This window comes from Sinomicrobium sp., from assembly GCA_029266035.1.
Taxonomy (GTDB): Bacteria; Bacteroidota; Bacteroidia; order Flavobacteriales; family Flavobacteriaceae; genus Sinomicrobium.
Genome location: JAJUFH010000010.1, coordinates 40,113 through 66,578, shown reverse-complemented (window position 1 = coordinate 66,578; position 26,466 = coordinate 40,113). Strand labels below are relative to the sequence as shown.

At 43.9% G+C, this 26,466-nt stretch carries 28 protein-coding genes; 6 read left to right on the top strand and 22 right to left on the bottom strand.

The annotated features are described in order from the left end of the window. Positions 1 to 34: 34 nt before the first annotated feature. Positions 35 to 673 carry a carbonic anhydrase gene (locus ACYZZR_RS06815; RefSeq protein ID WP_461533251.1) on the top strand — a complete coding sequence of 213 codons (639 nt, stop codon included), beginning with the start codon at positions 35 to 37 and terminating at the stop codon, positions 671 to 673. A 75-nt stretch (positions 674 to 748) separates the two neighbouring features. On the opposite strand, the gene ACYZZR_RS06810 is transcribed toward ACYZZR_RS06815, so the two are convergent. Together ACYZZR_RS06810 and ACYZZR_RS06805 are read right to left on the bottom strand one after the other, a co-directional pair. After that, complete coding sequence (locus ACYZZR_RS06810; RefSeq protein ID WP_461533250.1) at positions 749 to 1,591, bottom strand: hypothetical protein; 843 nt, start codon at positions 1,589 to 1,591, stop codon at positions 749 to 751. A 114-nt stretch (positions 1,592 to 1,705) separates the two neighbouring features. Continuing rightward, positions 1,706 to 2,218, bottom strand: coding sequence for a CvpA family protein (locus ACYZZR_RS06805; protein ID WP_461533249.1), 513 nt, complete (start codon positions 2,216 to 2,218; stop codon positions 1,706 to 1,708). 107 nt (positions 2,219 to 2,325) lie between these two features. Between ACYZZR_RS06805 and ACYZZR_RS06800 the strand changes: the two genes are divergently transcribed. After that, positions 2,326 to 2,682 (top strand): hypothetical protein, encoded by a 357-nt coding sequence (locus ACYZZR_RS06800; protein ID WP_461533248.1) that lies wholly within the window; start codon positions 2,326 to 2,328, stop codon positions 2,680 to 2,682. 42 nt (positions 2,683 to 2,724) lie between these two features. After that, positions 2,725 to 3,744: a phenylalanine--tRNA ligase subunit alpha gene (pheS, locus tag ACYZZR_RS06795; protein WP_461533247.1), complete on the top strand. Its 1,020-nt coding sequence runs from the start codon at positions 2,725 to 2,727 to the stop codon at positions 3,742 to 3,744. 29 nt (positions 3,745 to 3,773) lie between these two features. Here the strand turns inward: pheS and ACYZZR_RS06790 are convergent, their stop codons facing one another. Beyond that, positions 3,774 to 4,166 carry a VOC family protein gene (locus ACYZZR_RS06790; RefSeq protein WP_461533246.1) on the bottom strand — a complete coding sequence of 131 codons (393 nt, stop codon included), beginning with the start codon at positions 4,164 to 4,166 and terminating at the stop codon, positions 3,774 to 3,776. A gap of 339 nt (positions 4,167 to 4,505) precedes the next feature. Here ACYZZR_RS06790 and ACYZZR_RS06785 point away from each other — a divergent pair, with 339 nt between their 5' ends. Then, a complete protein-coding gene (locus ACYZZR_RS06785) occupies positions 4,506 to 5,684 on the top strand; it encodes an MFS transporter (protein WP_461533245.1) in 1,179 nt (392 codons plus the stop codon). Between the two features lie 14 nt (positions 5,685 to 5,698). On the opposite strand, the gene ACYZZR_RS06780 is transcribed toward ACYZZR_RS06785, so the two are convergent. From ACYZZR_RS06780 to ACYZZR_RS06695, 18 genes are all read right to left on the bottom strand, one after another. Next, positions 5,699 to 6,925, bottom strand: a complete 1,227-nt coding sequence (locus ACYZZR_RS06780) for a murein hydrolase activator EnvC family protein (protein ID WP_461533244.1) — start codon at positions 6,923 to 6,925, stop codon at positions 5,699 to 5,701. A gap of 10 nt (positions 6,926 to 6,935) precedes the next feature. Next, complete coding sequence (locus tag ACYZZR_RS06775; protein ID WP_461533243.1) at positions 6,936 to 7,721, bottom strand: DUF4292 domain-containing protein; 786 nt, start codon at positions 7,719 to 7,721, stop codon at positions 6,936 to 6,938. 35 nt (positions 7,722 to 7,756) lie between these two features. Beyond that, positions 7,757 to 8,704: a tetratricopeptide repeat protein gene (locus ACYZZR_RS06770; protein WP_461533242.1), complete on the bottom strand. Its 948-nt coding sequence runs from the start codon at positions 8,702 to 8,704 to the stop codon at positions 7,757 to 7,759. A gap of 70 nt (positions 8,705 to 8,774) precedes the next feature. After that, the gene (locus tag ACYZZR_RS06765; RefSeq protein ID WP_461533241.1) at positions 8,775 to 9,782 is read right to left on the bottom strand and encodes a sugar nucleotidyltransferase; all 1,008 of its coding nucleotides are present in this window, start codon (positions 9,780 to 9,782) and stop codon (positions 8,775 to 8,777) included. Between the two features lie 76 nt (positions 9,783 to 9,858). Continuing rightward, positions 9,859 to 10,293 (bottom strand): dUTP diphosphatase, encoded by a 435-nt coding sequence (gene dut / locus ACYZZR_RS06760; RefSeq protein ID WP_461533240.1) that lies wholly within the window; start codon positions 10,291 to 10,293, stop codon positions 9,859 to 9,861. 50 nt (positions 10,294 to 10,343) lie between these two features. Continuing rightward, positions 10,344 to 11,819, bottom strand: a complete 1,476-nt coding sequence (locus ACYZZR_RS06755; RefSeq protein ID WP_461533239.1) for an oligosaccharide flippase family protein — start codon at positions 11,817 to 11,819, stop codon at positions 10,344 to 10,346. An 88-nt stretch (positions 11,820 to 11,907) separates the two neighbouring features. Then, positions 11,908 to 12,387, bottom strand: coding sequence for a hypothetical protein (locus ACYZZR_RS06750; RefSeq protein WP_461533238.1), 480 nt, complete (start codon positions 12,385 to 12,387; stop codon positions 11,908 to 11,910). A 456-nt stretch (positions 12,388 to 12,843) separates the two neighbouring features. Then, positions 12,844 to 13,704, bottom strand: a complete 861-nt coding sequence (atpG, locus tag ACYZZR_RS06745) for an ATP synthase F1 subunit gamma (protein WP_461533237.1) — start codon at positions 13,702 to 13,704, stop codon at positions 12,844 to 12,846. A 58-nt stretch (positions 13,705 to 13,762) separates the two neighbouring features. Beyond that, positions 13,763 to 15,340, bottom strand: a complete 1,578-nt coding sequence (gene atpA / locus ACYZZR_RS06740; protein WP_461533236.1) for a F0F1 ATP synthase subunit alpha — start codon at positions 15,338 to 15,340, stop codon at positions 13,763 to 13,765. An 84-nt stretch (positions 15,341 to 15,424) separates the two neighbouring features. Continuing rightward, positions 15,425 to 15,961, bottom strand: a complete 537-nt coding sequence (atpH, locus tag ACYZZR_RS06735) for an ATP synthase F1 subunit delta (protein WP_461533235.1) — start codon at positions 15,959 to 15,961, stop codon at positions 15,425 to 15,427. 6 nt (positions 15,962 to 15,967) lie between these two features. Continuing rightward, positions 15,968 to 16,462 carry a F0F1 ATP synthase subunit B gene (locus ACYZZR_RS06730; RefSeq protein WP_461533234.1) on the bottom strand — a complete coding sequence of 165 codons (495 nt, stop codon included), beginning with the start codon at positions 16,460 to 16,462 and terminating at the stop codon, positions 15,968 to 15,970. 81 nt (positions 16,463 to 16,543) lie between these two features. Beyond that, positions 16,544 to 16,741, bottom strand: a complete 198-nt coding sequence (gene atpE / locus ACYZZR_RS06725; RefSeq protein WP_461533233.1) for an ATP synthase F0 subunit C — start codon at positions 16,739 to 16,741, stop codon at positions 16,544 to 16,546. Positions 16,742 to 16,791: 50 nt separating this feature from the next. Next, positions 16,792 to 17,862 (bottom strand): F0F1 ATP synthase subunit A, encoded by a 1,071-nt coding sequence (gene atpB, locus ACYZZR_RS06720; protein ID WP_461533232.1) that lies wholly within the window; start codon positions 17,860 to 17,862, stop codon positions 16,792 to 16,794. Positions 17,863 to 17,940: 78 nt separating this feature from the next. Next, entirely contained in the window at positions 17,941 to 18,351 is a 411-nt protein-coding gene (locus tag ACYZZR_RS06715; RefSeq protein ID WP_461533231.1) for a DUF6168 family protein, read from the bottom strand. 25 nt (positions 18,352 to 18,376) lie between these two features. Then, positions 18,377 to 18,796, bottom strand: a complete 420-nt coding sequence (locus ACYZZR_RS06710; RefSeq protein WP_461533230.1) for a bactofilin family protein — start codon at positions 18,794 to 18,796, stop codon at positions 18,377 to 18,379. Between the two features lie 11 nt (positions 18,797 to 18,807). Continuing rightward, positions 18,808 to 21,378 (bottom strand): type IX secretion system periplasmic lipoprotein PorW/SprE, encoded by a 2,571-nt coding sequence (porW, locus tag ACYZZR_RS06705; protein ID WP_461533229.1) that lies wholly within the window; start codon positions 21,376 to 21,378, stop codon positions 18,808 to 18,810. Between the two features lie 83 nt (positions 21,379 to 21,461). Further along, positions 21,462 to 22,196: an ABC transporter ATP-binding protein gene (locus tag ACYZZR_RS06700; RefSeq protein ID WP_461533228.1), complete on the bottom strand. Its 735-nt coding sequence runs from the start codon at positions 22,194 to 22,196 to the stop codon at positions 21,462 to 21,464. A 22-nt stretch (positions 22,197 to 22,218) separates the two neighbouring features. Beyond that, positions 22,219 to 23,703 carry a DUF5687 family protein gene (locus tag ACYZZR_RS06695; RefSeq protein WP_461533227.1) on the bottom strand — a complete coding sequence of 495 codons (1,485 nt, stop codon included), beginning with the start codon at positions 23,701 to 23,703 and terminating at the stop codon, positions 22,219 to 22,221. Between the two features lie 10 nt (positions 23,704 to 23,713). Between ACYZZR_RS06695 and ACYZZR_RS06690 the strand changes: the two genes are divergently transcribed. Continuing rightward, on the top strand, positions 23,714 to 23,965 hold the full coding sequence (locus ACYZZR_RS06690; protein ID WP_461533226.1) for a hypothetical protein: 252 nt from the start codon (positions 23,714 to 23,716) through the stop codon (positions 23,963 to 23,965). 121 nt (positions 23,966 to 24,086) lie between these two features. After that, positions 24,087 to 25,139, top strand: coding sequence for a 2Fe-2S iron-sulfur cluster-binding protein (locus ACYZZR_RS06685; RefSeq protein WP_461533225.1), 1,053 nt, complete (start codon positions 24,087 to 24,089; stop codon positions 25,137 to 25,139). Positions 25,140 to 25,144: 5 nt separating this feature from the next. Here ACYZZR_RS06685 and ACYZZR_RS06680 read toward each other — a convergent pair whose 3' ends face one another. After that, the gene (locus ACYZZR_RS06680) at positions 25,145 to 26,461 is read right to left on the bottom strand and encodes a RagB/SusD family nutrient uptake outer membrane protein (RefSeq protein ID WP_461533224.1); all 1,317 of its coding nucleotides are present in this window, start codon (positions 26,459 to 26,461) and stop codon (positions 25,145 to 25,147) included. Between the last annotated feature and the right edge of the window lie 5 nt (positions 26,462 to 26,466).

Below are 26,466 nucleotides of genomic sequence, written 5' to 3'. Positions count from 1 at the left end.
AGTAACATATTCCACAACACATAACAATATACCTATGAAAGCACATACCGCAGAAACCCAGTCTACCGTAACCCCTGCAAAGGCTTTAGAATTTCTCAAAGAAGGTAACCAGCGGTTTGTCTGGAACCTCAGGGCGAACCGCGACCTGCTCAGTCAGGTAAACGACACCAAAAACGGCCAGTTCCCTTTTGCTGTTGTTCTGAGCTGTATAGATAGCCGAACATCAGCCGAACTTATTTTTGACCAGGGTCTGGGCGATATATTCAGCGCCCGCGTTGCCGGCAACATCATTAATGAAGATATTCTGGGAAGTATGGAATATTCCTGCAAGGTAGCAGGCTCAAAGCTGATCGTAGTGCTCGGCCACAGCAAATGTGGCGCTGTAACCAGCGCCTGTAAGGATGTAAAAATGGGAAATATTACAGCGCTACTCCAAAAGATGCAGAACTCTGTAGATGAGGTAGGCCGGGAAAACCCCGGAATAGATGCCGGTGCTCCCGAGTTTGTAGAAGCCGTTGCTCATCACAACGTAATCCGTACTATGGATGAAATATTAAAACGCAGCGCTGTACTCAAAGAGATGTTCAAAGCCGGAGAGATCGGTATAGCCGGAGGCTATTACGACGTAGCGTCGGGGAAAGTAGAATTTATCAGGGAAATATTACACGACTGATTTGCCCGTGCCCAAACAGCAACCGTCCCGGAAATAACCGGGGCGGTTTTTTTTAAATCTTATGCTTTTAGAAGGCTATTTTACAATAGCCGCTATACGTACGTTCCCGATATACATTCTGGAATGTTTATTGCCATCTGAAGCAAAATAAAAGTATTTTTTAGAATGTGGATCGACCATCTCGGTGTCGAGTATCTTGTACTTATTGGCAAAGACCTTCATTCGGCTTGCTTCAACCTGCACCTGTACTTTTATAACATCATTTACAAAGTACGACATAGGAAAATCCATTTCACTTCTTTTTCTGTCGCTTCCCACTTCCTTACTAGTAAATTCTATATTTCCAAACTGATAGGAGAGATCTGCATTTATCGGGTTTTGGGCAGCCAAATAATAATGCTTGCTCACTCCCTTATTGTAATCGAAACCAAAGGCAGGAGTTTCTAGATCTTTGTAATTATCAGCTCGGGTGAGTAGGTCAAATTCCAGGGTGAAATTTTCCGGCATAGGCATTAAATCTTTTATCTTGTAGGTGTTTTCAGGATATACCCTGAGCCATTTTCCAGGTACACCATCTACGGTTTCTACGGTTCCCGTTCCGTTGCTCGTCCACCGCGAAGCCATATTTCCTTCTGCTTCTTGCGAAAAATCGTCCTCAAAAATAACTTTGGCACCAGACACAAAGTCATATACCGTTTTCGGAAGTGCACTAAAAGGATCCTCAGACCTCTTTTCACCATTAACGCCCTCTTCTGAAGTCGTATCATCTCCCAACACTCCATCCACTTCTTTATTTACAACCTCCTCTGCCTTCTTCTCTAACTTATTCTTTAATTTTTTTAGGAGTTGTGCCTCTGAAGCCGTTGGCGACAAAGCAAAACACATAAAAGTCAAAGCTAATAAATGCAATTTTTTCATTGTTGATATGATTTATATTTCGGTCTATAAATATAAAAAATTTAATTCCTTGATTGAGTAATCTCTCAAATTTATTTCAGTATATACCGACAAGCGTTGGCGAGTAATATTCGGTTAGTTTTTGTCTTCCCACAAAGGCTTGTCTCCTTCTTTCAACACCAAGGAAAACATTGTTTCCCCCAGTTGTTTTACCGGACCGTACAACACCGAGTTTTGCTTTTTATGAGCGCTGACAAAGCTCATCACATTGTTTGTGGCTTCAAAAAAAATGAAGATTGCCGCGAGTATCACCACTATTTTCAGGCCTCCGAACAGGCCTCCGAGAATACGATTGAGCAACCCCAAAGCGGCAAAGCTCGCAATTTTTGTCAATAGTTTTCCCGCTAGAGATACTGCTACTATCACCCCGCAAAAAATCAGAATAAAAGCCATCAGGTTTAGATACCGCAGCTCCCAATCGAGATATCCTGTCATATAGTCGCCTAATTCGTAGGCAAAGTGAATGGCGCAATATATTCCGAGTATCAATGCTACTAAGGATGCTATTTCTACAAAAAGCCCCTTGTAGAGCCCTCTGATCACACCAAACACCAGCAGTACACTTATAGCGATATCTAAATAATTCATATACTCTGTTAATACAATCAAATATATGCAAATAAACTATGATTTTACAACTCCTGGATACTCGTCACGAGTTCTATTTGTAACTTTGTCCTTTTTAAGACTTAATTATGTCAAGAGACGAAAAACTAAAAGAGCGATGGGACATCCTTATCCAAAGGTTGTCTGACAAGTTTGCCGACGGAGACAAGCTCGATCTCGACTCGGTTATTTACCTGATAGGTGTACAGGAGCTCGGGCAACTGAATAGAAAATTTAAGAAAGACGACAAGATAAACCTGATGCACATCGCAATTTGTAGGCTTCTAGAGCCGTATGGCTATTACGAGTTCGACTTTATCGATGCCGACGGATGGCCACACTATAAAATCAAAGAACAATTACCTCACCTAAAGGCCGGAGAACAATCGGTATTGATGAAAGAGGCTATTGTAAACTATTTTATAGAAAAAGAATTTATCGAATAGTCAAAAAAAAGGTAAATTTGCCCTGAAAACAACAATAGCTCCATGATAGAGAAGATAAAGGAACACATCGCCCTTGTAGGACAATTTAACTCTGAAGACGCTTCGGAAATAGAAGCTTTTCGCATAAAATACCTCGGTAAAAAAGGTGTTTTAAACGATTTTTTTACCGAATTCAAGAGTGTTCCCAACGAACAGAAAAAGGAGTTCGGACAGGTGGTCAACCAGCTAAAGATCGCTGCACAAGACAAGGTAAATGAACTCAAGGAAGCCATAGAAAACAAGACTTCTTCGGCTAGTGTTTACGGCGACCTTACTCGACCGGCGGCCGCCCCTCCCATAGGTGCCAGGCACCCCATCTCTATTGTTAAAAACCAAATTATAGATATTTTTTCCCGCATTGGATTTAACGTGTCGGAGGGTCCTGAAATAGAAGACGACTGGCACAATTTTACCGCGCTCAACCTACCGGAATATCACCCGGCTAGGGATATGCAAGACACCTTCTTTATCCAAACCGATCCCGATATCCTTTTGCGCACGCATACCTCGTCGGTACAGGTGCGCTATATGGAGGAAAATAAACCACCCATCCGGACTATATCGCCAGGACGAGTATACCGCAACGAAGCAATCTCGGCAAGGTCGCATTGCTTTTTTCATCAGGTAGAAGGTTTGTATATAGACAAAGGCGTCTCCTTTGCCGACCTCAAGCAAACTCTTCAATACTTTACCACGGAAATGTTCGGAAAATCACAGATCAGACTCCGTCCTTCGTACTTTCCCTTTACCGAGCCAAGTGCCGAAGTAGATGTGTACTGGGGATTGGAAACAGAAACCGACTACAAAATGACCAAGGGTACGGGATGGTTGGAGATCATGGGCTGTGGTATGGTAGACCCCAACGTATTGCAAAACTGCGGAATAGACCCCACAGAATACTCCGGATTTGCCTTTGGTATGGGGATCGATCGCATCGCTCTGCTGCTACACCAAATTCCGGATATCAGAATGCTTAGCGAAAACGATATTCGCTTCCTCGACCAGTTTAAATCAGCTTTGTAAAGGCTTTTTAATACCTGGCTTATGCAAAACTATGGCTCGTAAACACCGTTGAACAAAACAATCCTCCAACCATCTGGATCTTCATAGGTTTGGCTTTTACCTATCCAATAGGGGTTTTCAGGTTCGACAGGCGTTATCCCTATTCTTTGCATTCGCTCATTAGCTCTTCGATATTCTTCTGAGCTATCGTAATAAAAAACTATTAAATTTTCTTTTGTGGGCTCAGGCAGAGGAGCTTTGTCCATATGTTGAGTGAATTCTAAATGATAAGTCTTGTCGGGCATGCCCAACATAACTCCGTCGTAACCGGAATGCCCCTCAAATTTCCCCAACATTTCCAATCCCAAGCCTCGCTGATAAAATTTTACGACCTCCGTAAGCTTATTGGTGGGTCTTGCAATTCTGAATTGAACGGCTTTCATCTCTTTTCATTTTAGAAGTTTCTCTACTTGTTTGATTGTCACAGAACACAACAAACTTATAAAATGTATCGTAACAATCTTTTGGAAAACGAAAATGAAAGCAACAGTACTAAGATGAGACACACTGATCTCTTTTCTCCAGCTTTTTTGTTCAATGTAAAAAAACAAACACAAAGTATCTCCTATTAAAATTATTGTATTGTTTACACTAGTGTTCGATTCTATTTGTAACTTTGCAGCTTCTTTCAATTATCGCTAACCATCCACAGAACTTTAAAACTTTTTAGGACAGCTCAGACGTTGTCTCGATGTTTTACAACAGTAATAAATAGCGTTACTATGAATAAAAAATTGCTTTCTCTCGCCATAGGAGGCTTTGGCATTGGAATGACAGAATTTGTGATGATGGGTATATTGCCCGATATCGCCAAATCGTTGAATATCAGCATTCCGATGGCAGGGCATTTTATATCTTCCTATGCATTGGGCGTGGTAATAGGCGCTCCTTTAATGGTCGCTATTGCAGGGAAGTATCCTCCCAAAAAAATTCTTATGGCGCTTATGCTGTTTTTTACGGTAGGCAATCTCCTTTCTGCATTTGCACCCGACTACTACACCCTGCTCTCCACAAGGTTTTTGTCTGGTTTGCCCCACGGTGCCTTTTTCGGTATTGGCGCTGTAGTTGCCGGAAGGCTGGCTCTGGAAGGTAAGCAAGCCAGAGCGGTTTCTATGATGTTTGCAGGACTCACCATAGCCAATATACTGGGTGTCCCCTTAGGCACTTATATAGGGCATCATATCGACTGGCGATACACCTTTGTCATTGTTTCGGGCATAGGTATCATCACTGTCCTCGCCCTGTGCTTTTGGTTGCCCAATCTCCCCGCAGCACCTTCTGCCGGCTTTCTAAAAGAGCTGAAACTCTTTACCCACCTCAAACCCTGGCTCATTATTTTGCTGACGGCTATAGGTACAGGAGGTTTTTTTGCATGGTATAGCTATATTGCACCCTTACTGACCGATGTAGCTGGCTTCAGTAGCAATTCTATCACTTATTTGCTGGTGGTAGCCGGAGTGGGAATGACCCTTGGAAATATATTTGGAGGGCGACTGGCAGATCGGTTTTCACCCATCAATGCCACCTCTGTACTGCTCCTAACTATGTCTATAGCCTTGGTAACTCTTACCTTTGCAGCACATTATAAAATTCCGGCAGTACTGATGACCTTTGTGGTAGGTACTCTGGCCTTTTCGATTACCTCTCCCATACAGATGATGATGATACGCGCCGCACGTGGCTCAGAAATGCTCGCATCATCTTTGACGCAAGGTGCTTTTAATATAGGAAATGCTGTCGGTGCCTATCTGGGCGGTTTGCCGCTGCAAGCAGGTTACTCCTACACCTCCCCCGACTGGGTAGGTGCTGGACTGGCCATATCGGGATTTGCCGTTTCTATCTGTATACTTGTACTGGACAGGAAAATGGCCAAAAAAACAAAAACTGTGATTACAGGATAAAGGACTACCTCCTCTTACATTCTGTAGATCCAATCCTCCGGATTCAGTCTGTTGGTATCGCGGTACAGTAAAAACTTCAGTTCTGTCTTTCCTGTAGAAGGACTGGTAAAGATTTCTCCCAATTCGGTTTTGGCGGAGACTTTCTGTCCTTTTTTAACGTAAATCCTCCCGAGGTTGTAATAAGTAGTTATATAGTTACCATGCCTTACTTGAACCGCCTTATTGGCTCCCGGAATGGCTATGATGGCCGATACTTCTCCTCCAAATACTGCTCTGGCTTTTTCTCCTCTTTCGGTAGCGATAATAACTCCGTTGTTAAAATTCTTTACCGCAGGATAAACAGGATCGGAATACTCTCCATATCCCCTGCTTTTTACTCCCTTGCCCACCGGCCAGATCAGCTTCCCTTTATTAGCTGCAAAATTATTGGCTATTACCTTAGCTTCCGGAGTGAGAGCGAAGGTGGCATTGCTCGCACTCTTCCCTGCTTTCTTATTAGACTCGGCAATGGCTTCGCGTATAAGTCGTTCTATATGGCGATCGATGGCCTTGGTCTCCTCTTGCTTTTTCTTGATTTGAGAAGTGTACTGCGATTCCTTTTGACGAATACTCGCTATCAAGCCCTGTTGTTGCTTGCGTTCCTTTTCAAGAGCGAGCTGTTCCTTTTTGTTTTCCGCTACGAGCTGCTCCTTTTCCTTTCGCTGTGCAATCAAGGTTTTATTGAGCTCCTGTAGTTCCTCAGTCGTCGATTTTATAGATTCTCCCTGTTCCTTTCTGTAATCGGCATACTGCTTCATATACTGCAGGCGCTTATAGGCCTGAAAGAAATCTTGAGAAGACAGCAAAAACATCAATCTGCTCTGTTTAGACTTGCTCCTATAACTTTGTCGAACCGTTTCAGCGTAGTTTTCTTTCAGATCTTCCAGTTCCTCCCGGAGATCATCTATCTTTTTCATATTGTTGTTTACCTCGCGGTTCAGCAGATTTGCCTGTCTGTTGGTCACCCTGATAAGTTCTTGTCTCACTCTGATTTTCTGATTGAGATCTTCCACCTCCGTCACTACGTTCTGCCGTTCCTTCTGCTGCTTAGACAACATGCTGTTGATCTGCCTGATCTCCTCCTGCAAACGCGCTCTTTTAGCCTCCAGTTCTCTCTGCTGGTCACTCTGTCCGTACACTGCAGAAACAGATAGCATCAAGACCGTTATCAAAAGTAAATATCCTATTCTTCGGGTCACCATATAATGCTGTTTACAACTTTTTATCGAGTTTTATCTCCTTGTATCCCTTAGGAATACTGTAGGGGAAACTGATTTCGCGATTGATTTCTACATTCCTATAAGCTATCCGTATACTGGTTTCTCTGTCGTTTTCCCGTGCTAAAATATCGACCTCTTCCGGAAAAACAACTCCAGTCACTTCTTGATACTTGTTATACGCTATACTCAAACTTCTATGTGTCGAGGGATCTATGAGCAACTGTTTTCCTATTCGAAAGTGAGTGGGTTCTATGCGAAACAAGGTCTCGAAAAACTGTGTCTGTCTTTTGGGTACGAGTTGGTATGCGTTTTCTACCACCTCCGCAGTATAGGCGCCGTCGGTTAGATCGAGCATGGCCTGCCCTAAAAGCATATCTTGTATCTTACTGAAATTGAGATCAGTGCCAAGTAAATGACTCAGATAGGAGAAATCTCCATCGAAATAGGTGTTGTCAAGCTTGTTGTAAAAACTTACTCGCTCTGGTGTGATATACACCTTGGCCAAATTCATCGTAGCGCTCAACCAAATAGCTTCGTCTTTTTTGATCCGAAAGCTCAGATTTACACCTTGCGACACATCGCCACTGCTGTAGTCTATTTTCATTCTACCCCTTGCGGTCTCAAACTCGGGGGTATTATTGTAGTGCCTCTTTACGATTTGCCTGACTGAAAGATTTCTTACAGCCTCACCTGCGCTTATGGTTTTCGTCGTTTTACACGAATGCAATGTAAGGAGTACAAGAGGCAACAACAGGCCTATTTTATGTAAATATCTCATATTATTCAAAACCTATTCCTCGTTCCGAGCACAGTTTATTTTTTTATTTTCCCGGCGTATTCTTCAGCTTTACGGTTGTTTCCCATCGCATTATACGCTATGACAAATTCTCGGTATATATCGTTTTCCAACTGTTGATTGTCTATCAGGTAATCCAAAGCAGTCTGTAAGACTTCAATGGCTTCCTCGTACTTTTTAAGTCTGTTGAGTGCCATCGCTTTGTGATAGTACAGTGCAGACTGGGCGGGAAAGTCTTCCAAAGCACGCTCTGCAAGGCTCAACACTTCCTCAAAATTAAGATTCTTTTTAAAGCCTTCTATTTTTCGATAGCTTTCTTCCAGGCTATTCCCTCCTTCGGTCTGCTCTGTTGCTTCGCTTTCACTTTTGGCGATTTCTTCTTTGGTTTTTGCGGTTCCCGCACTTATACGCATCTCCATCCACTGCTGTTGCCGTTCTCTGAGTTCCGATCTTCCCAGTTCGGCATTGAGTTCTTCTATGAGTAGCAGGGCCTCTTCATATCGCCCGGCATTGGCAAAAATCCGAACCAGATTTTCCTTATACTGGCTGTCGGAATCAGCAAGTCGTTTTCCTATGGCGATAGCCTTGTCGGTCTCTCCCTCCAGTTCATAAAGTCCGAAAAGAGCGTCTAAATACCACAGCTCTGCTCTTTTCTCTACTGCCTGTAACAAATATTCCTCTGCGCGATCGTACTGCCGGAGTTTTATATAGATACGCCCCAATTCGTAATCTACCACTTCATTGTCGGCATCGAGCTTTTTACAACGGAGAAATTCATCAGCGGCTCTCTGGTAATTTTCTACGCCTTTTTGCTTTAGGGCCTCAAAAAAGTGCTCCTGAAAATCGTCGCTGTATTCTTCGGTAGTCACATCGGCACTCTCCTCCATAGCTAGGGTGGGCTCTTGCCCTCGTACCGAGGAAAAAGCCATCGCTGTCATCCATATCGCCAAAAACTTCCGTCTCATTTTATCAAAGTTATGGATTCTCTTCAAACCCTGAGCGACCTCACCGCAAATTTATCTCCCGAAGCCGCTTTTAGTCGAGAACGGAATAATCTCCTATACTCACACTGCTAAAGTTACCGTCAAACTTGGCGTGATTACCTATCATAGCATTGTTTAACGAAGCGTTCTTCACTGTGGTCCCCATTTGAATCAAGCTGTTTTTAATTTCAGAATTTTCAACCACACAGCCCGCTCCCAAGGACACAAAAGGACCTATTTTCGCATTTTTAAGCACTACATTCTCCCCGATATAACAGGGGGGTATGATCTCGGAATTTTCCAGCGAAACCGAATCGGACACCAATTTTTGCCCTTCTTCCTGCAAAAAGCCCAGCATTCGGGTATTGGTCTCTACGGTAACTTCCTTATTTCCGCAATCCATCCACTCCTCTACCTTTCCCGGAACAAATTTCATACCTCTCTGCATCATTCCTTTTATACCGTCGTTGATCTGGTACTCCCCTCCGCGAATGACATTGTTGTTTATCACTTTCTGCAGTTCTTCGCGCAACACGGCTCCATCTTTAAAATAATAGATCCCAATAACGGCCAGATCGGAGATGAAATCTGTAGGTTTTTCCACTAGTCCGGAGATTTGATCTCCGTTCAGTTCTACCACTCCATAGGCTTCGGGATTGGCCACCTGCTTTACCCAGATCACACTGTCGGCGCTCTCATCTAAGGTGAAATCGGCTTTAAACAGCGTATCTGCATAGGCAATAACACAGGGGCCGGAAAGAGCCTCTGCTGCACACATAATGGCGTGCCCTGTACCCAGCGGCTTATCTTGGTAGCAAATAGTCCCCTTTGCCCCCAATTTGGCAGCGACAGACAATAGGTGCTTTTCGATATCCGCACCAAAATCGTCTTTGATAATAAAGGCAACCTCTTCTATATCCTGTTTCAACACTCCAGCAATATCTTCTACCAGGCGTTGCACAATGGGTTTTCCAGCAATGGGAATCAGGGGTTTTGGAACTGTAAGCGTATGTGGCCGAAGCCGGGAACCTCGGCCTGCCATCGGTACAATTATCTTCATATTTTTATTTTTTTCCTATTCGGTTTTCTGTGTCTTTGATTGATTTTTACTCACTCCACTTATTCTACAGCATTGTTTATTTTACTCCGGTACTTCCAAAACCTCCGGCACCTCGTTCGGTGGATGAGAGTTCTTCTACTTCTATCCATTCGGCGCGTTCGTGTCGGGCGATAACCATTTGTGCAATCCGCTCTCCGTTTTCTACCACAAAATCTGCATCAGACAGATTGATCAAAACAACTCCCACCTCTCCTCTGTAATCGGCATCTATAGTTCCGGGGGCATTGAGCACCGTAATTCCCTTTTTTAAAGCCAGTCCGCTTCGCGGTCGCACCTGAGCCTCAAAACCCACAGGTAATTCTATAGAGAGTCCCGTAGGGATAAGCGCCCGCTGTAAAGGCTTTAATATTACCGATGCGTCGAGATTAGCTCTCAGGTCCATACCTGCCGATGCTCCGGTTTCATAATGAGGTAACGAATGTTTGGAGTTGTTAATTATTTTTATGGTCATTTTTTTATGTGTTTTAACAATTTATGCCTTTGTATGAGTTGTTTTAGGTATCAACGCTTCCGGGAAGAGAGGAATACATTTTTTAACTGCTGCCTTTCCTGGTAAAAAACCATCGTTAAAAATACGAAAAGTAGCCCCGACCCCGCTAAAAGATTGCCCGGAAAAACATAAAAGGACAAGAGGGAAAAGCCGATAGACACCAGTAGATAAACTGTAATTTTCCTAAGGTTATAGGGTATGGGATAATACTTTTGTCCCAAAACATAAGAGAGTACCATCATACCGGCATAGGCGACCAGAGTGGCAATAGCCGACCCCTTATAACTCATCACAGGAATCAGAACAATATTCAGCACCAGCGTAAGCAAGGCTCCGAAAACGGAGATCCCGGCACCGAATCGCGTCCGGTCGGTTACCTTATACCACACCGAGAGGTTGTGATAAATACCCAAACACAAATTGGCTAGTATGATTAGAGGAACGATATCCAAGCCTTCGTAATACACCGGTTTGCGTAGAATAAAAAGCTTGAGTATATCTATAAAAACAACCACCCCGAGCAAGATACAGGAGCCGAAGATCACAAAATACTGTGTGATAAGGGCATAAGTTTCGGGAGCGTTCTTTTCTTTGGCATAGCTAAAAAAGAAAGGCTCTACTCCCAAGCGAAATGCCGTGGCGTAGAGCGTCATAAAAACAGCCAATTTATAACAGGCCGAATATATCCCCACTTCCCCTCGTGCGATGGGTTCTGGCAACATATTGTCGAGCAGTATTTTGTCGAGGGCTTCATTTACAGTATAGGCAATACCTGCCACAAGTACCGGCCATGCATACCGCATCATTCTCCGCCACAATGCCCTGTCGAACTGCCAGTTGATTTTGAAATAAGTAGGTAGTAATACCAGCAATGTAAGTCCGCTTGCCACTAGATTAGAGATAAAGATATAAGCGAGCTGGAAGTTTTCTACATATATCCGAGACCACAGGCTTTCCGCTCCTCCTCGATCGGCCAATCCGGGAAGTAGCACCAGGAAAAACACATTGAGACCGAGATTTACCGCTACATTTCCCAGTTTTATATAGGTATAGGCCAAGGGTTTTTGAAGTGCTCTAAGTCGTGCAAAAGGAATAATCACTAAGGCGTCCAAAACCAATATCCAAATGGTGTAAACGATATATTCCGTGCCGATATCTGCCCAATGAGCCAGGCGATCGCTAAAAGACAAAGCCACTGTGAGAAATAGTAAAGAGGACAACAAAATGGACATGGCAGAGGTACTCTCTACCTTCTTTTTGTGCTCTTCGAGATTGTAAAAGCGAAAGAAGGCAGTTTCCATACCATAGGCGAGGATTACATTAAAGATCAATATCCAGGTATACACTATGCTGACTTCCCCGTATTCCTCCTCATCGGGCAATAATTGCGTATACAGGGGAACGAGGATAAAGCTGAGCATCCTGGGCAATACCGTCGCCAAGCCATAAATAAACGTATGCTTGAAAAGTTTCTGAAGTGCACCCAAAGGTTTACAGATTTACAGGGTAAAAGTATAGAAAACTAACGACTTTGCCTAACGAGGTGTAAGCCGAAAACACTTGGGTAGAGAAGTGTCAGTTACTTCCGGGTTCGACAAATCTCACTTCCGAAATTTTGAAATACTTCACCTTTCCCTTTGCTGTATATCGGACTACCGCCTCACTGTCTTTAAGATCGAAGGGTATGTCGGAAGAGGTGGAAGACGGCAGATTGCCAAATTCCATTCTCGGATCGGAGTGAACAACCCTGTCGGGTTTACTCGGGGCGGGAAAATCTGCAATATACACGGCATAACTGTCCTTTTCTACCCTTCGAAGCGCTGCGCTCTGTCCTCGGAAATAAAGACTGTCGAGCGAAACCCCTGTCTCTCCCGATTGACTTGTCGGAACAAACACACGTATCACTTTTTCTCCTTGATCATCACTGTACTGCTCAGCTACCGTTTCCTTATCTGCCACAGCTTCCGGAGGGGATGACAACACATATCCGGAACTGCCACACTGCGCGACAAATACCGCCGACAAAAGCACGGGAATAAAAAATATCTTTTTCATCCTTATCAACATTAGTCTTGTAAAGATAGTGTTTTCAGAATTGACCATTTGAATTTTATTTCTCCGTTTGTTTTGTAAGATTGTCCAAACCAACAATAACAGATCTACCTTTTTAACTCTAAAACATTAATTTCGTCGCCCTTGTGAAAAAAACACGCTATCCCCTTCTTTACTGGGATTAGCGTACATCAACAATTTATTCAATACAAATTTGTATCGAATAAATTGTTGAAATATCCTCTGAAAAATTGCCGATCGTACCACGTCAATTCGTCAATGGGGGGAGACGCAAAATTTTGCGTCTCTACGGTGTCTGGAACATATAAATGGTGATTGTTCCTAACAACTACGAACTAATAAACCACAAACTAATAAACCAAAAAAGGACTGCCTTTTCAGACAATCCTTCAGTGATAGTTATATTTTACAACGCAGGGAATTCCCGCTTGTGTTCTATTAGTTATTCAAAGCCTCTGCTCCACCTACGATTTCAAGGATTTCGTTGGTAATTGCTGCTTGTCTCGCTTTGTTGTAGGTGAGTTTGAGTTGATCTCTAAGCTCGGTAGCATTGTCTGTCGCCTTGTGCATGGCAGTCATACGAGCTCCGTGCTCGGAGGCAAAAGAATCTCTTAGCGCCTTGTAAAGCTGTGTTTTTAGAGACTTGGGGATAAGGGTTTCTACAATCTCTTCTTTAGAGGGTTCGAAGATATAGTCGCTAGCCAATTCTACTTCGCCTTCCACGGGGGAAATCGGCAAAAACTGTTCTGTTCTCACAACCTGGTTTCCGGCATTCTTAAAGTGGTTGTACACCAGCACTATCTTATCATAGGCTCCTTCGCTGTACAATGCCATCAGTCGCTCAGCGACAACAGCTACCTCGTCGAAAGCGAGATTGTCAAAAATATGGTTGTGGTTTTCAATTACAGTGTACAGCTTTCCGAGTGCATCATCTCCTTTTTTTCCTACAGTTAGAAAGTCTACTTGTCTTCCTCGGTAGGAAGAAGACACCAATTGCTTAGCCTCTTTGATTACATTACTGTTAAAAGCACCACAGAGTCCGCGATTGGAAGTAATGACTACCGCAAGAACTTTCTGCACCTTTCTATGCGCTGCATAAACGCTGCCGGAATCTCCTTCGAGCGTAGCACTTAGTCCCTGTAAGAGCTCGGTGAGTTTCTCTGCATAAGGGCGCATGGCTGTAATAGCGTCTTGGGCTTTCTTGAGCTTTGCAGCAGATACCATTTTCATGGCACTGGTAATCTGCATGGTTGAAGATACCGACGCTATTCTTCCTCGTATTTCTTTTAAGTTTGCCATTTTCTTTAGTTATAAATCAGGGTTCAGCATTAGAGTTTACACTCAGTTTCCGAACTGACTAATTGTACTTCCCTGACAGGTCTTTTGCTACTGAAGCCAAGGTATCGGTTACCTCATCGGTAAGTTTTCCTTGTTTCAACTGGTCGAGTATATCTCTGTGTTTAGCATTTAAAAATTCGAGATATTCTCTTTCAAACTCCTTAACCTTGTTTACGGGTACATTTCTCAACAGGTTTTTAGACCCGGCATAGATAATCGCCACTTGATCTTCTACGGTATAGGGGTCATTTTGTGCCTGTTTCAGGATTTCCACGTTTCGTTTCCCTTTCTCGATTACATTGAGGGTAGCGGCATCGAGATCTGAACCAAATTTAGCAAAGGCCTCGAGTTCTCTAAACTGTGCTTGGTCGAGTTTGAGTGTACCTGCCACTTTTTTCATCGACTTAATCTGGGCAGATCCCCCTACACGAGATACGGAGATCCCCACGTTGATCGCAGGTCTTACCCCTGAGTTAAAGAGATCAGATTCCAAGAATATCTGTCCGTCGGTAATCGAAATCACGTTGGTCGGGATATAAGCGGATACGTCTCCTGCCTGAGTTTCTATGATAGGAAGAGCTGTAAGTGAGCCCCCTCCTTTTACTTTAGGCTTTAGCGACTCCGGAAGATCGTTCATATTCTTTGCGATATCGTCGTCGGCGATAACTTTTGCCGCACGCTCCAGCAATCTGGAGTGCAGGTAGAAAACGTCACCGGGATATGCCTCACGTCCGGGTGGACGACGGAGTAGCAGCGACACCTCACGATAGGCTACAGCCTGCTTAGACAAGTCGTCATAAACGATGAGTGCCGGTCTTCCGGTATCTCGGAAATACTCTCCGATGGCAGCTCCGGCAAAAGGAGCGTACACCTGCATAGGCGCAGGGTCGGAAGCGTTTGCCGCTACTATGGTAGTATATGCCAAAGCTCCTTTATCTTCAAGGGTTTTGGCGATAGCAGCTACCGTAGATGCTTTTTGCCCTATGGCTACATATATACAATATACAGGCTCACCTGCATCGTAAAATTCTTTCTGATTGAGGATGGTATCGATACAAACCGTAGTCTTTCCAGTCTGACGGTCACCGATTACCAGCTCTCGTTGTCCTCTACCTACCGGTATCATGGCGTCTACCGCTTTGATTCCTGTTTGTAGTGGTTCATTAACCGGCTGGCGGAAGATTACTCCGGGAGCTTTGCGTTCCAGTGGCATTTCGAAGAGCTCGCCTTCAATGCTTCCTTTCCCATCTATTGGATTTCCCAAAGTGTCTACTACACGTCCAACAACGCCTTCTCCTACCTTAACAGAGGCGATACGTTTGGTACGTTTTGCGACAGAACCTTCTTTGATTTCTTTGGAAGGCCCGAGCAATACCACACCCACATTATCTTCTTCGAGGTTAAGTACGATACCTTCAAGACCACTTTCAAACTCTACCAATTCCCCGTATTGGGCATTGGAAAGTCCGTAAATCCTTGCAATACCGTCACCCACCTGCAAAACGGTTCCTACTTCGTCCAGGGAAGCTCCTGACTCGAACCCTGATAACTGTTTCTTTAATATTGCTGATACTTCAGCCGGATTAACTTCTGCCATCTTTATTTTGGTATTTAGTGACCGTGAACATTTCTACCTCTTGGCAGGCCTGTTGTACGGCCTCATTTTTAATTGTACGTATAATTAATTATAGGATATTTTTCGTTTGAGATCGGAAAATCGCTGTGCTACGCTAGCGTTGTATTGCAAATCGCCAATGCGCAGTATAAATCCTCCGATTATACTCTCATCTATCACATTTTTAAGAATAGCCTCTTTACCTGTGAGTTCTTTTACTTTCTGCAATACTCCGGCTTTCAATCTATCTGAAAGCGGTACTGCAGTTGTCACTACGGCTTGTTGTTTTCCGTGGTGCTGATTGTAAAGTGCCATATACTGTCCGGCTACATCAGACAGAGCATCTACGCGGTTATTCTCCACCAGCACTCGTATCAGGTTTCTGGTAATATTCTGCACTCCGGCAAATATTTCGTCTAGTGCTGTTTTCTTAATTTCAGCTTTAACCACCGGGCTTTTAAGCATCAACTGAAGGTCGCGATTAGCGGACACTGTATTTTGTATCAGGTCCATATCCTCGTACACGGCCTTTACGGCATCTTGTTCCCCAGCCAGAGCCAGGGTAGCTTTTGCGTATCGTATCGCTGCTCTCGATCCTGCCATCCTTTCTTAATTTAAGGTACCTGCTTCTCCAAGCATGTTTTCTACCAGCTCCAACTGCTTGTCTTTGTCGGAGAACTCTTGTTTTACCACTTTTTCAGCTATTTCAAGAGAGAGGCTTGCCACCTGATTTTTCAATTCAGATAAGGCTGCTTTTTTCTCGTTTTCGATAGTCGATTTAGCCTGAGCTATAATCTTGTTACCCTGTTCCTGAGCTTCTGTCTTTGCATCGGCAATAATCTGCTCTTTCATTTCGCGGGCCTCTTTGAGCAACATATCTCTTTCGGCACGGGCTTCTTTGAGAATACGCTCATTATCTGCCTTGAGGTTCTGCATTTCTTTACGAGCTTCCTCTGCAGCCGCAAGAGCATCGTTGATAGAAGTCTCCCTGTCTTTTACAGCGCCTAGAATAGGACTCCAAGCATACTTTTTAAGCAGCACAAGCAGGATGACAAATACCAGAACCGTCCAAAATAATAAACTTTCAGGATGCGTAATATTCATTGTATAAGATATTTAAAGTCTTTTTTCTAACAATTAAAAACCACCCCGCAACCAACCGTTGCGGAGTGTGTTTTTCTTTAATTACTTCATCAGGGCTACAACCACTGCAAACAGAGCAACACCTTCTATAAGTGCTGCAGCAATAATCATAGCTGTCTGAATTTTAGAAGCAGCTTCTGGTTGACGTGCGATAGCATCCATGGCAGAACCACCGATTTTACCGATACCGATTCCTGCAGCTATTGCAGCTAATCCGGCTCCTATTCCAGCTAAAACCATAGTTAAAAATTTATAATAGTTAATAAATAAAACTCTTTTTCAATTCTTTTCTAGTGATGATCTTCTACGGCTTGCCCTATAAACAGCGCGGACAAGAGCGTAAACACATAGGCCTGCAATGCCGCTACCAACAGTTCGAGCACAAACATAAACAGTGCAAATGCGATAGACACAGGTGCTACCGCAGCTGTCTTAAATATAAAGATCAAAGAGAAAAGGCTAAGGATAACTATATGCCCCGCGGTAATGTTTGCAAACAGACGCACCATTAGAGCAAAGGGTTTGGTAAACATGCCGAGTACTTCAACCGGTATCATAATCAACAACAAGGGCTTCGGCACTCCGGGAGTGGCAAAGATATGCTTCCAGTAATGTTTATTCCCACTGAATGCAGTGATAAGGAATGTGAACACAGCCAGTACCCCAGTAAATATTATATCGTTGGTAAGGGTTCCGGTAAAGGGGAAGAACGGTATAAGACCGAAAAGGTTTCCAAACCAGATTAAAAAAAATACGGTCAGTAGATAGGGCATGTACTTCTCGTATTTTTTCTTTCCGATATTAGGTATCGCTATGTCGTTTCGCACAAAGAGGATAAGGGGTTCAATAAAACCTGCCAGCCCCTTGGGAGCTCCGCGAACTCTCTTGTAAGAATTAGCTACAGGTATAAACACCAGCAACATAATAGCTGCTGCAAGAAAAAGTGTAAAGACATTCTTGGTAATGGAAAAGTTAAGCGGGCGATCTGCTACGGGGTGGTGATTGTCGTCAAACTTCAATTTTCCGTCACTCCCTGCGTAATATATTTCATCGTGATAACGCGCAAATTTCATTCCCTTGCGCTCTACGATAACCTGTCCGGCATCATCGTGCTGAAATTCACTAGAGATAAATGTTACTAGCCCATTGTCTGTCCACAATATCACCGGCAATCCCAGAGATATGTCCCCAAAAATATGGAATTCATGAGAATCCCTAATGTGGTGCATGATAACTTCTGTAGGGTTGTATTCCTCTTCTTGTTCTTCACCATTGGTATGATGCTCTTGAGCAAACGCTGATGAGACGATCAAAAAAGCTAAAAGAATCAGATTTGTAATTGATTTTCGTGCTAATGCCATATCTCTTTTGTAAAAAATACCAGGTCTCTAAATTTTGGCGCAAAGGTAAAAATTTAATTAACAATTCCCTGTTTACAACTAAAGATTTTTGCCGTTTTTTCCCCCCTTGTCGTTCTGAAGGAGTTTTGTCACATAAAAAACCTCTATTGCTAAAAAAATAAAATAGGGAATAAAAAAAGCCAATACATCGACCACCGGGTCTATATCCTTCTGTATCAAGGGCCACAAGAACAGTACCGATGCTAGCATTCTCAGCACACTCCCAGCCATAAAGGCATTTCCGGTTTGCTGTTTGGCTATGCGGTGTACCAACAGCAAACCACTAAAGATAACGAGGGTGCACAAAAAGTGAAACCCATAAATAGCGGAGGGAGAAATACTAAGACTCAAGGAGGTATCACCGTCGTTTACCACAGCGTATTGTATTGCGTACAACACTGCAGTACATACGACAAGTGTTGTCAAAAAAGCGAAAAAAAGTCTTTTCATCAATAGCGTATATTCTTTGAGTATATCAGGCTGTTTTCCCGACTTTCCCTTTTGCGGTTTTCTCTTGTTCCGGCTGTGCTACATCGCCTGTTTGCATACTGCAACTGGCGTTAAAGGTAGCTCCGGGTTCTACCGATAATCGCCCTGCAATCACCTCTCCTTGTACAAAGGCAGAAGCTTTGAGCGAAAGTTGCTCGGCAACCTTGAGATCTCCTGAAAAGCGCCCTTCTATATCTGCATTGGCGCATTCTATCTTGCCGTCAATACTGCCGTCTTTACCGATCACTATTCTTCCGGACGACTTTACATTGCCTTCTACTTTGCCATCGATACGTATATCGGTACCAGAGGTAATATCACCGGTAATACGGGTGTCTTTTTCAATTCGGTTAGCTTGCGGAAAGGACTCTGTGATGAGTTTTCCTCTTTTAGATTCTGAAAACATTACGGGGTATTTTAAGGGTTAATAGTTTCTGTATTTATAATTATTTCACCTTTTACAAAGTCGTCTAGTTTTTTGTTCACCTGTATGTCGCGATAGTCAGGACTCAGCACGAGAAAATGCTCTTCTTTAATCTCGCATTGATCGTCGGTATCGATAAGTTCTTGGTAGGCCAAGGCATCTTTGCGATTTCTGAGCCCGTGTACTACCAGTAACACAGTGTTTTCGTCGTAGATATCACGAGAAATTACAAGGTTTTTGTAATACGGATATTTGAGCGAAAAGAAATCTATGGTTTCCGCGAGTTCGTTCAATTCTACAGGCTTGACCCTTTCCATCGGGAACACCAATTTCCACCGGCCAGCTCCTTCTCCCAGGCTGTCTTTTTGCAATGTGGAAATCTCTTCCATCCTTTTTTGGGCTTCTTTACCTATCTCGTCGTTGGGATAGTCGAGTGCTATGGTGCTGAGTTCACTTCTGAAGCGTTCCAAACCGTACAACCTTCCAAGGCTTGCGGCTCTGAGCATCTCCATTTTGGGGATGATCTCTTCTCCGCTGTGCGCCTTGATATACTTTTCCGTATCCTGCAATACTTCTTCATATCGCTGTTGTTGAAACTTGTGGTGCAAGGCTGTAAAATAGGTTTCGGGATCGTCGCTGTCACCCGTCAGTACCGCTTCGGGATTGTTGAGTATCTCTGCATAACGCGAGCCTTTGTGATTGCTTACAATATCTTCTTTCAAGCCACTCATACGGGTATCTCCAAGCAACTCGTACAGTCGATACAGATGATATTTAGACGGCAGTATCAGTTTTTCTTCGGGAGAGCTTTGCAAAACGCGTTCGAGTTTTTCTGCTGCAAGCGGATATTCCTTAAACTTCTCCTTGTAAATAAGCCCTAACTGATAGTTGGCAAAATCCCTATCTTTTTTCACACTGTCCAACACCTGTGGCTCAGTAGGGAGGCGATCGAGGTAAAAATTGATATCGTAGCGCTGTTCGGGGGTCACCAAAAGCTCCTCTTCGTCGCGTTTTGCGACTTCTTCCCTCTGAGAGACTTGTTGGCGCGACCACCTCCAGTTGTCGGCCAGCTCTCTACTTCCCCAGGTACGGCGAAAAGAGCTTTCTCCCTGCCCTAGAGCAATGGTATTGTAAAAATAAAATTTGCCTTCTCCTACCCCCTGCATCCCACTTGTTGTGGTGCTAAAGGGATCAAACACCCCACTTTCAGCAGCGGCTGCGGCCTCGGCTTCTTTCTTTTTTTCTTCTTCCGCTTTTAAATCGGCGATATACTTCTCAAAATAGGCGACTCTCTCTTCTTCCGGCAGTCCCGCTAGGTGCAGTATGCTGTCGTTTACGTATACTACATCTTCATACTTGATCACATCTTCTAGATTCTCCCGCTTTCTGGTGATTGTCCTTATCTTTCGCAAATCTTGTGTAAGCTGCGTCAGTGTACTGTCGTAATAAGCTCCGGCATCTTTGTAGTTGTGCTGGTCAAAATTGATCTCCGCCAATTGTTCGTAGCAGATTGCCTTTAGTTTTTGATCGTTGGTATTGGCTCGAAGAGATTTGTTCAGGTATTCTTCTGCCAACGAGATCGAGTCGTTCCCGTAGTGGAAGTCTGCGATATAGTGATATATCACATCCAGATAAGGGCGGTTTTCCCTGTTTTTTTCCATCTTGTCTAAAAACGATCTTCTCAGGGCGATGTCTTCTTCGGTCTCCGCGGGAATATTCCTCATTTTGCGGATAAAGGCTTGGATACGATATGCGCGCGGAACCCTTCTGTTCAGGGCAATCACATGGTCGTAGGCACTGTTGGCACTGTCTATGGCTCCACCCATATCGTAGAGCTGTCCAACTATAAACTGATACCTTCCTTTTTCTTCCTGTTTGCGGGTAAGCTCAGTCGCTATTTTGAGTCGCTGTACCGCACTGTCTCGCCGCTCGAGATTTATATAGGCCTGAGCCATAGCTGCACTGGCATCTGCGTAATCCTGATCTTCGAGCTCCAGATTATACATTAAATCCTTGAGGTTTTCAATGGCGAGTTCTTCACTTTCGAGCCGTATGTTTGTCTTTTCGCGCCATATTCTGGTCTCGGCATACCGCTTGCTGTCCGGGTACCGATCCAGTAAATAATTAAAAGACTCCATAGCCGGAATAAACCGTTGGTCGTAGTATCGGGAAATACCGAGCAGCAAATAGGCTTCGTCCATCTGCGGATTGCGCTCTCTGCCTCGGATATTCATCCCGTGTTTCTGCACAGCCTTAACTGCTTTCTCTTCTGCCTTCTCAAAATTCGGGTTTTGTGCTCCTCCTCCAAGCGATTGCTCTTCTACCACTTCCATGCGCTCTACAGGCAGCACCTCCCAAAAATCGTCAACATAGTTTGCAACCAGTCCTTCCCGCCCTTCCTTAAGCGCCTCATCGCCGTTGTACAGTATGTTGTATCTGGCCGTAAGCGCGTGAAAATTCCTGTTCAGAAAAGCGTCTTCCTGTGTGGAGCAACCTATTGTTGCACACAAGAGAAGTACGCCCGCTACAAAGGGGGCAACAGATATGTTAACCGAGAGTTTCACTGACTATAAGCTGTAATTTACCTGAGTAAAAATACATTTCTTTTTCGATTAAAGAGAGCTTTAGCGGGTTTTATTAAATTCGTTTAATCGGATTCGCCGTCTCCAAAATCCCGTAGTACAGAGGCTCCGGAAAAGAAATATTCCAATTCTTTCAAGGTTTCGGGAGTGGTTTGCAGGTCTTTAATTACCTTTCCTTTGTCTAAGAGGACAATACGCTTGCAAACATCGGTAACGTGAAGTAGATCGTGACTGGAAATCAGCACTGTCATCTCCGGATTTTCTGCCATCCTCTTCACTAATTCCTTTAATCTTATTTGAGTAGACGGATCCAGATTAGCAAAAGGCTCGTCGAGGATTACTACTTTGGGACTGCCGATAAACGCAGCGACAATGCCCACCTTTTTCTGATTTCCCTTTGAGAGGTCTCTCAGGTATTTTTTACGCCCTAGAATTTCTCCGTTAAAGAAAGTCTCGTATTGCTCTAAAAAGACATCTATATCGGCGCGGTTGCAGCCTCTCAGTTCTCCTACAAAGTAAAAGTACTCTTCGGGGGTGAGATATCCTATCAAAAAACTCTCGTCTATAAAAGCAGAGGTATGCGCTTTCCAGCTCTCGGCTTTATCGACTACTATTTCGCTATTGACCACATAGCCGGAGGTCGGTTTTACCAAATCGAGTAAAAGGCTGAACAATGTGGTTTTACCCGCTCCGTTATTACCTACCAGTCCCACACTTTCGCCCGCAGCGATATGAAGTTTGTCGATGTCTAATACCGTATCGGCTTTGTATTTTTTAGTCAGCTGATGTATCTCGATCATACTTTTTTGTTTTTAATTGCGTTTAATTTTCCTTTTCCCTAAAACCGTCGAGTGCAATATACTTGCGTTCTTTATAGAGGCCGGCCAGGTATTTTATGACTACCTTTCTCAGCACAAGCCCTACAAGTCCGAGAATGGCAATAACATACAATGCCACATCTATCGACCAAATGGCTTTACACAGTATCCACAGCAGTAGCGGTATGATAATCAAGGGAATCATAAGAATAAATTGTGCAATCCCTGTTCCTTGATAATTCAAAAAACTGCTCTTATCCATATCTATACACTTCTTGTTGTAGGCACCTGCAAAGAGCAATATAGGGATATTCACTCCTGTATTATACAAAACACAAGCGGCGTTGAGCAACACAATATCCCAACCAAAATAGGCGTAAGGCAGCCCCAGCAGAAACAGTAACAATGTGCTAAAGCTAAGTAGTGAGTACTTAGAAGAAAGGTATTTTTCGAGTGAAACAGGCTGTGCCATCAGCATACCGTAATAGGCACTGTCCCAGGCGGGTATAAACTGTCCGAAATTAATCATAAATATCCCGGAAATAAAGATTCCCACAAAGACATACCAGCCCGACATATTCTCATAGACCGGATTGGCATAAAAGATCAGACCGTAGGTCAAGAAAAACAGAGACATCCACAATGTAGCCTTGGCTCGTTTATTGCGCCAAATAAGTTTGAGGTCGAGTTGAAGAAAAGGAGCCACATCTCCAAACCTTCGCACCCAGCCCATATCGGACACATTTTTATCGGTTTCGCGCGAACTTATGCTTCTGTCCAAGTAAAATGTCGTTCTCATCAAACGGTAATTGAGCCAATACAATACTACGGGTAGTAAAAAGAGGACTAACAGTAAAACCGGGGTAGCGGGCAGTCTTCCCAAAAATTGCCCGAAGACCTTTCGCACCTCCAAAACACCAGTGTATTCCAAAGCAACCAGTCCGAGAACCACAGCCACATAAGGCAATATTGCAGCAAGTCCGGACGAAAAGCGCTGTTTGAGAAAAAAATCGGCGTAGTTTACCACAAATACCAATGCGGTAATAGCTACTGCCCAAATCGCCATATCATACAAACCATAAACGCCCTTAACTACAGTATAAATTGAAAACGGAAGCGCTATAAGCAGTAGAAATAGGTTAAAGACTGAGAAAATGCTTTTCAGCAACAAAAAGTGAATCAACTTCCCCTTTTTCAAAGGTAGTACCAACAGAGGTTTTATGCTAAGCGTAGGTATACTTCGCAAAAAGAAAAGCATTAGTAAATCGGCCATTACAACTTGCAAGACCATTCCGTTTACTATCGTCAAGGGATCCTGACCCGGGTACAGCTCTTCTATCATAGGATACAGCACCACGCCAAGAGCGAGAAAAGACAGCATGAAGTAGGCTGCAAAAAGCCCCATAACGATACGAAGAGCCAGCTCTTTCCCTAAACTCGCCGAGCGGAAAAAAGATTTCCACTGCAGATTGATAAGCGATTTAATCACTGTTTTGTTTATGTTTAATTGTTCAACTTTAGATGTTCATTCAGAGCGCAATCTTGCAAGCTCCTCTACTTTACAACTCCTCCCTTCAGACGAAGGGAGGTGGCATACCGGAGGTGTGACGGAGGGTTTGAAAGCCCAAACCATACCAATATCCCAAATCCTTGGAGCTACTCCAGAAACTCAGGCTGTCAAAACCTTCCCCACTGCGCTGCGCTTGGGTACCTCTCTCCGACTACTCCTTGCTTCAAATTTAATGTTTTAGTCGGAAATAGCTGATTGTTGTGTAATTAAAGTAATCGATGAGCGATAAAACAGCTGCTTACACCTCCTCAAAAGCCTCCCTAAAACAACTATTTTGCGTAAATTTGTGGAAAAATAAGACTATGTCACATTTTCACCCTTTGCGGGTTTCCCAGATAGAACAAAATACCGCTGAATCGGTAACGGTCACTTTCGAAATTCCGGAGGATTTGAAAGATCTCTTCCGTCACAAAGCCGGACAGTACGTCACCGTAAAAAAGGAGTTCGACGGAAAGGAGTTGAGGCGTTCGTACTCCATTTGTTCGCCTCCTTCAGGAATGCACTTATCGGTAGGAATTAAAAAGGTAAAAAACGGCACCTTCTCAAAATACGCCAACGAATCGCTAAAAGTAGGTGATATGCTCGAAGTACACGAGCCCGAAGGGCATTTCACTTTTACCCCCGACGCTTCCAAAACACGTACCATAGGAGCTTTCGCTGCGGGAAGCGGGATTACCCCTATTATGGGGATTGTGAATGCTCTTCTTCGCGAAGAACCCCAAAGTCGCTTTGTGCTGGTATACGGCAACCGAAGCGCTGCCGAGACCATGTTCCAAAATGACATTTCTGCACTGGCTGCTGCTTATCCCGATCGACTCACTGTTTATTACCTCTATTCGCGCAGTGAGGAAGACAACGCGCTATTCGGAAGAATTGAACGGGCTACTGTAAATTATGTGGTAAAAAACAAAGAGAAAGATTCGGTATTTGACGCTTTCTACCTCTGTGGCCCCGAAGATATGATTCACACTGTGTCTGATACACTTCAGGAAAACGGTATAGCTTCAGAAAACATACATTTCGAACTCTTTACCTCATCTGCCGAAGAGGAGCCACTGGATGAAAATCTCAACGGACAGACCAAGGTAAAACTTATTGTAGATGAGGAAGAGTTTGAGTTTACCATGTCGCAGTCGGAGAGAGTTCTGGACGCTGCCTTGGATAGAGACATCGACGTCCCTTATTCCTGCCAAGGAGGAATATGTAGTAGTTGCATGGCCAGGGTTACAGAGGGTGAGGTAAAAATGGTGACAAACCAAATTCTTACCGACAGCGAAATCGCCGAAGGCATTGTACTCACCTGTCAGTCGCACCCGGTGACCGCTACGATCACCGTGGATTACGACGACATTTAATTATTCTATAACTCCGGATTGTTGAGCCTTGCATCACTTGGATATGGCAAGGTGTATCTCGGATCTTCTTGTTGAAGGGTATACACCTCTCCATCAAAGCTGTGCTGTATTTCTTTGCGGTCGCTCCTTCTCAGGTCGAACCAACGGTGACCTTCGAGAGCGAGTTCTTTGCGGCGCTCTTCCAACAGGGCAAGGCCGTAATCTGCTTTGTCCATCTGTTCTATCTCCGTCTTTAAAGTCGGAAAATAAGCCGTGGCATATCTGTTTTCGAGCAATGAGAACAATGCAGTCTTGGAATCTTCCAAACGGTCCAACTGCATCAGTGCTTCCGCTTTGATCAAATAGAGTTCGGAGGTGCGGATAGAGCACTTAAACTCCTGTGCTCCTCCCTTTCCGGTTTTGTACTGTGAACCGCTCGGCACAAAATAAAGCCCAAACCTCAAGTCGTTTGTCGCGTCGTATTCTGCGATCAGTTCGTCGGATATATAAGCTGCGTTGTTTACCGCTGCTTCATATACGTCTTCGAGGGCAAGTATAGACTCGGGCGAATTGTAACTGTTGGGCAATATAGGATTGTCGTTGAGGTTTACCAGAGTATTGTTGTAGCTCAGAGCCTTATCTGCAGCTTCCAACGCCTTGTCCCACTGCTGCATATAGAGGTGTACTCTCGCCTTAAATCCATAGGCTGCTGCAAGTGAAAAACGATAGTTATAACCCGCTTCCCAGCTGTCTTCGGTCAATAGAGAAATAGCCTGATCCAGGTCGGAGAGTATTTGTTCATAAACTTCAGCCACAGGGGAGGGTTTAAACACCTGCTCCAGATCGATTTCGAGTGCCAGTGGCACCCCTTTATCAGTTGCCGACGATTCGCCAAAGGGTTTTCCATACATATTGATCAGGTCGAAATAGGCATAAGCTCGTAGGGCGTATGCTTCTCCTACAAGCTGATCCTTCTCCGCAGAATCTTCTATAGTATTTACTCCCTCATTGATAATGTGGTTTGTGTAGAAAATAGTATTGTAAAACTGTATCCAAGGATAGGCTACGGTTTGCGGATCGGGATTGACGTCTTGCCATCGATACACATCGAGGTAATAGGGCACATCCATACCCAATTCGTCTAACACCAATTCGTCTGTACGGAAAGCCAGTCTCGACTTGTGCTTGGGATAGGCACTGTATGCCGTGGTCATCATGGCTCTGTTCTCTTCGAGGGTTTTTGGGATAACCCTACCCTCTGGTTCTATATCCAGATATTTGTCACAGCTCGCAACTAAAAGCCCGACGGTTAGGAATGCTATAATGTGAAAAAACTTTTTCATTTGTG

Coding starts and splice junctions, on each gene's coding strand:
- ACYZZR_RS06780 (WP_461533244.1), bottom strand. CDS start 6,925: ATGGTGACCCGAAGAATAGGATATTTACTTTTGATAACGGTCTTGATG.
- ACYZZR_RS06770 (WP_461533242.1), bottom strand. CDS start 8,704: ATGAGACGGAAGTTTTTGGCGATATGGATGACAGCGATGGCTTTTTCC.
- ACYZZR_RS06680 (WP_461533224.1), bottom strand. CDS start 26,461: ATGAAAAAGTTTTTTCACATTATAGCATTCCTAACCGTCGGGCTTTTA.
- ACYZZR_RS06790 (WP_461533246.1), bottom strand. CDS start 4,166: ATGAAAGCCGTTCAATTCAGAATTGCAAGACCCACCAATAAGCTTACG.
- ACYZZR_RS06715 (WP_461533231.1), bottom strand. CDS start 18,351: ATGAAAAGACTTTTTTTCGCTTTTTTGACAACACTTGTCGTATGTACT.
- ACYZZR_RS06800 (WP_461533248.1), top strand. CDS start 2,326: ATGTCAAGAGACGAAAAACTAAAAGAGCGATGGGACATCCTTATCCAA.
- ACYZZR_RS06750 (WP_461533238.1), bottom strand. CDS start 12,387: ATGAAAAAGATATTTTTTATTCCCGTGCTTTTGTCGGCGGTATTTGTC.
- ACYZZR_RS06700 (WP_461533228.1), bottom strand. CDS start 22,196: ATGATCGAGATACATCAGCTGACTAAAAAATACAAAGCCGATACGGTA.
- ACYZZR_RS06685 (WP_461533225.1), top strand. CDS start 24,087: ATGTCACATTTTCACCCTTTGCGGGTTTCCCAGATAGAACAAAATACC.
- ACYZZR_RS06765 (WP_461533241.1), bottom strand. CDS start 9,782: ATGAAGATAATTGTACCGATGGCAGGCCGAGGTTCCCGGCTTCGGCCA.
- ACYZZR_RS06785 (WP_461533245.1), top strand. CDS start 4,506: ATGAATAAAAAATTGCTTTCTCTCGCCATAGGAGGCTTTGGCATTGGA.
- ACYZZR_RS06810 (WP_461533250.1), bottom strand. CDS start 1,591: ATGAAAAAATTGCATTTATTAGCTTTGACTTTTATGTGTTTTGCTTTG.
- pheS (WP_461533247.1), top strand. CDS start 2,725: ATGATAGAGAAGATAAAGGAACACATCGCCCTTGTAGGACAATTTAAC.
- ACYZZR_RS06730 (WP_461533234.1), bottom strand. CDS start 16,462: ATGAATATTACGCATCCTGAAAGTTTATTATTTTGGACGGTTCTGGTA.
- ACYZZR_RS06690 (WP_461533226.1), top strand. CDS start 23,714: ATGTTTAATTGTTCAACTTTAGATGTTCATTCAGAGCGCAATCTTGCA.
- ACYZZR_RS06815 (WP_461533251.1), top strand. CDS start 35: ATGAAAGCACATACCGCAGAAACCCAGTCTACCGTAACCCCTGCAAAG.
- ACYZZR_RS06775 (WP_461533243.1), bottom strand. CDS start 7,721: ATGAGATATTTACATAAAATAGGCCTGTTGTTGCCTCTTGTACTCCTT.
- atpB (WP_461533232.1), bottom strand. CDS start 17,862: ATGGCATTAGCACGAAAATCAATTACAAATCTGATTCTTTTAGCTTTT.
- ACYZZR_RS06805 (WP_461533249.1), bottom strand. CDS start 2,218: ATGAATTATTTAGATATCGCTATAAGTGTACTGCTGGTGTTTGGTGTG.
- atpA (WP_461533236.1), bottom strand. CDS start 15,340: ATGGCAGAAGTTAATCCGGCTGAAGTATCAGCAATATTAAAGAAACAG.
- atpH (WP_461533235.1), bottom strand. CDS start 15,961: ATGGCAGGATCGAGAGCAGCGATACGATACGCAAAAGCTACCCTGGCT.
- ACYZZR_RS06710 (WP_461533230.1), bottom strand. CDS start 18,796: ATGTTTTCAGAATCTAAAAGAGGAAAACTCATCACAGAGTCCTTTCCG.
- atpE (WP_461533233.1), bottom strand. CDS start 16,741: ATGGTTTTAGCTGGAATAGGAGCCGGATTAGCTGCAATAGCTGCAGGA.
- atpG (WP_461533237.1), bottom strand. CDS start 13,704: ATGGCAAACTTAAAAGAAATACGAGGAAGAATAGCGTCGGTATCTTCA.
- dut (WP_461533240.1), bottom strand. CDS start 10,293: ATGACCATAAAAATAATTAACAACTCCAAACATTCGTTACCTCATTAT.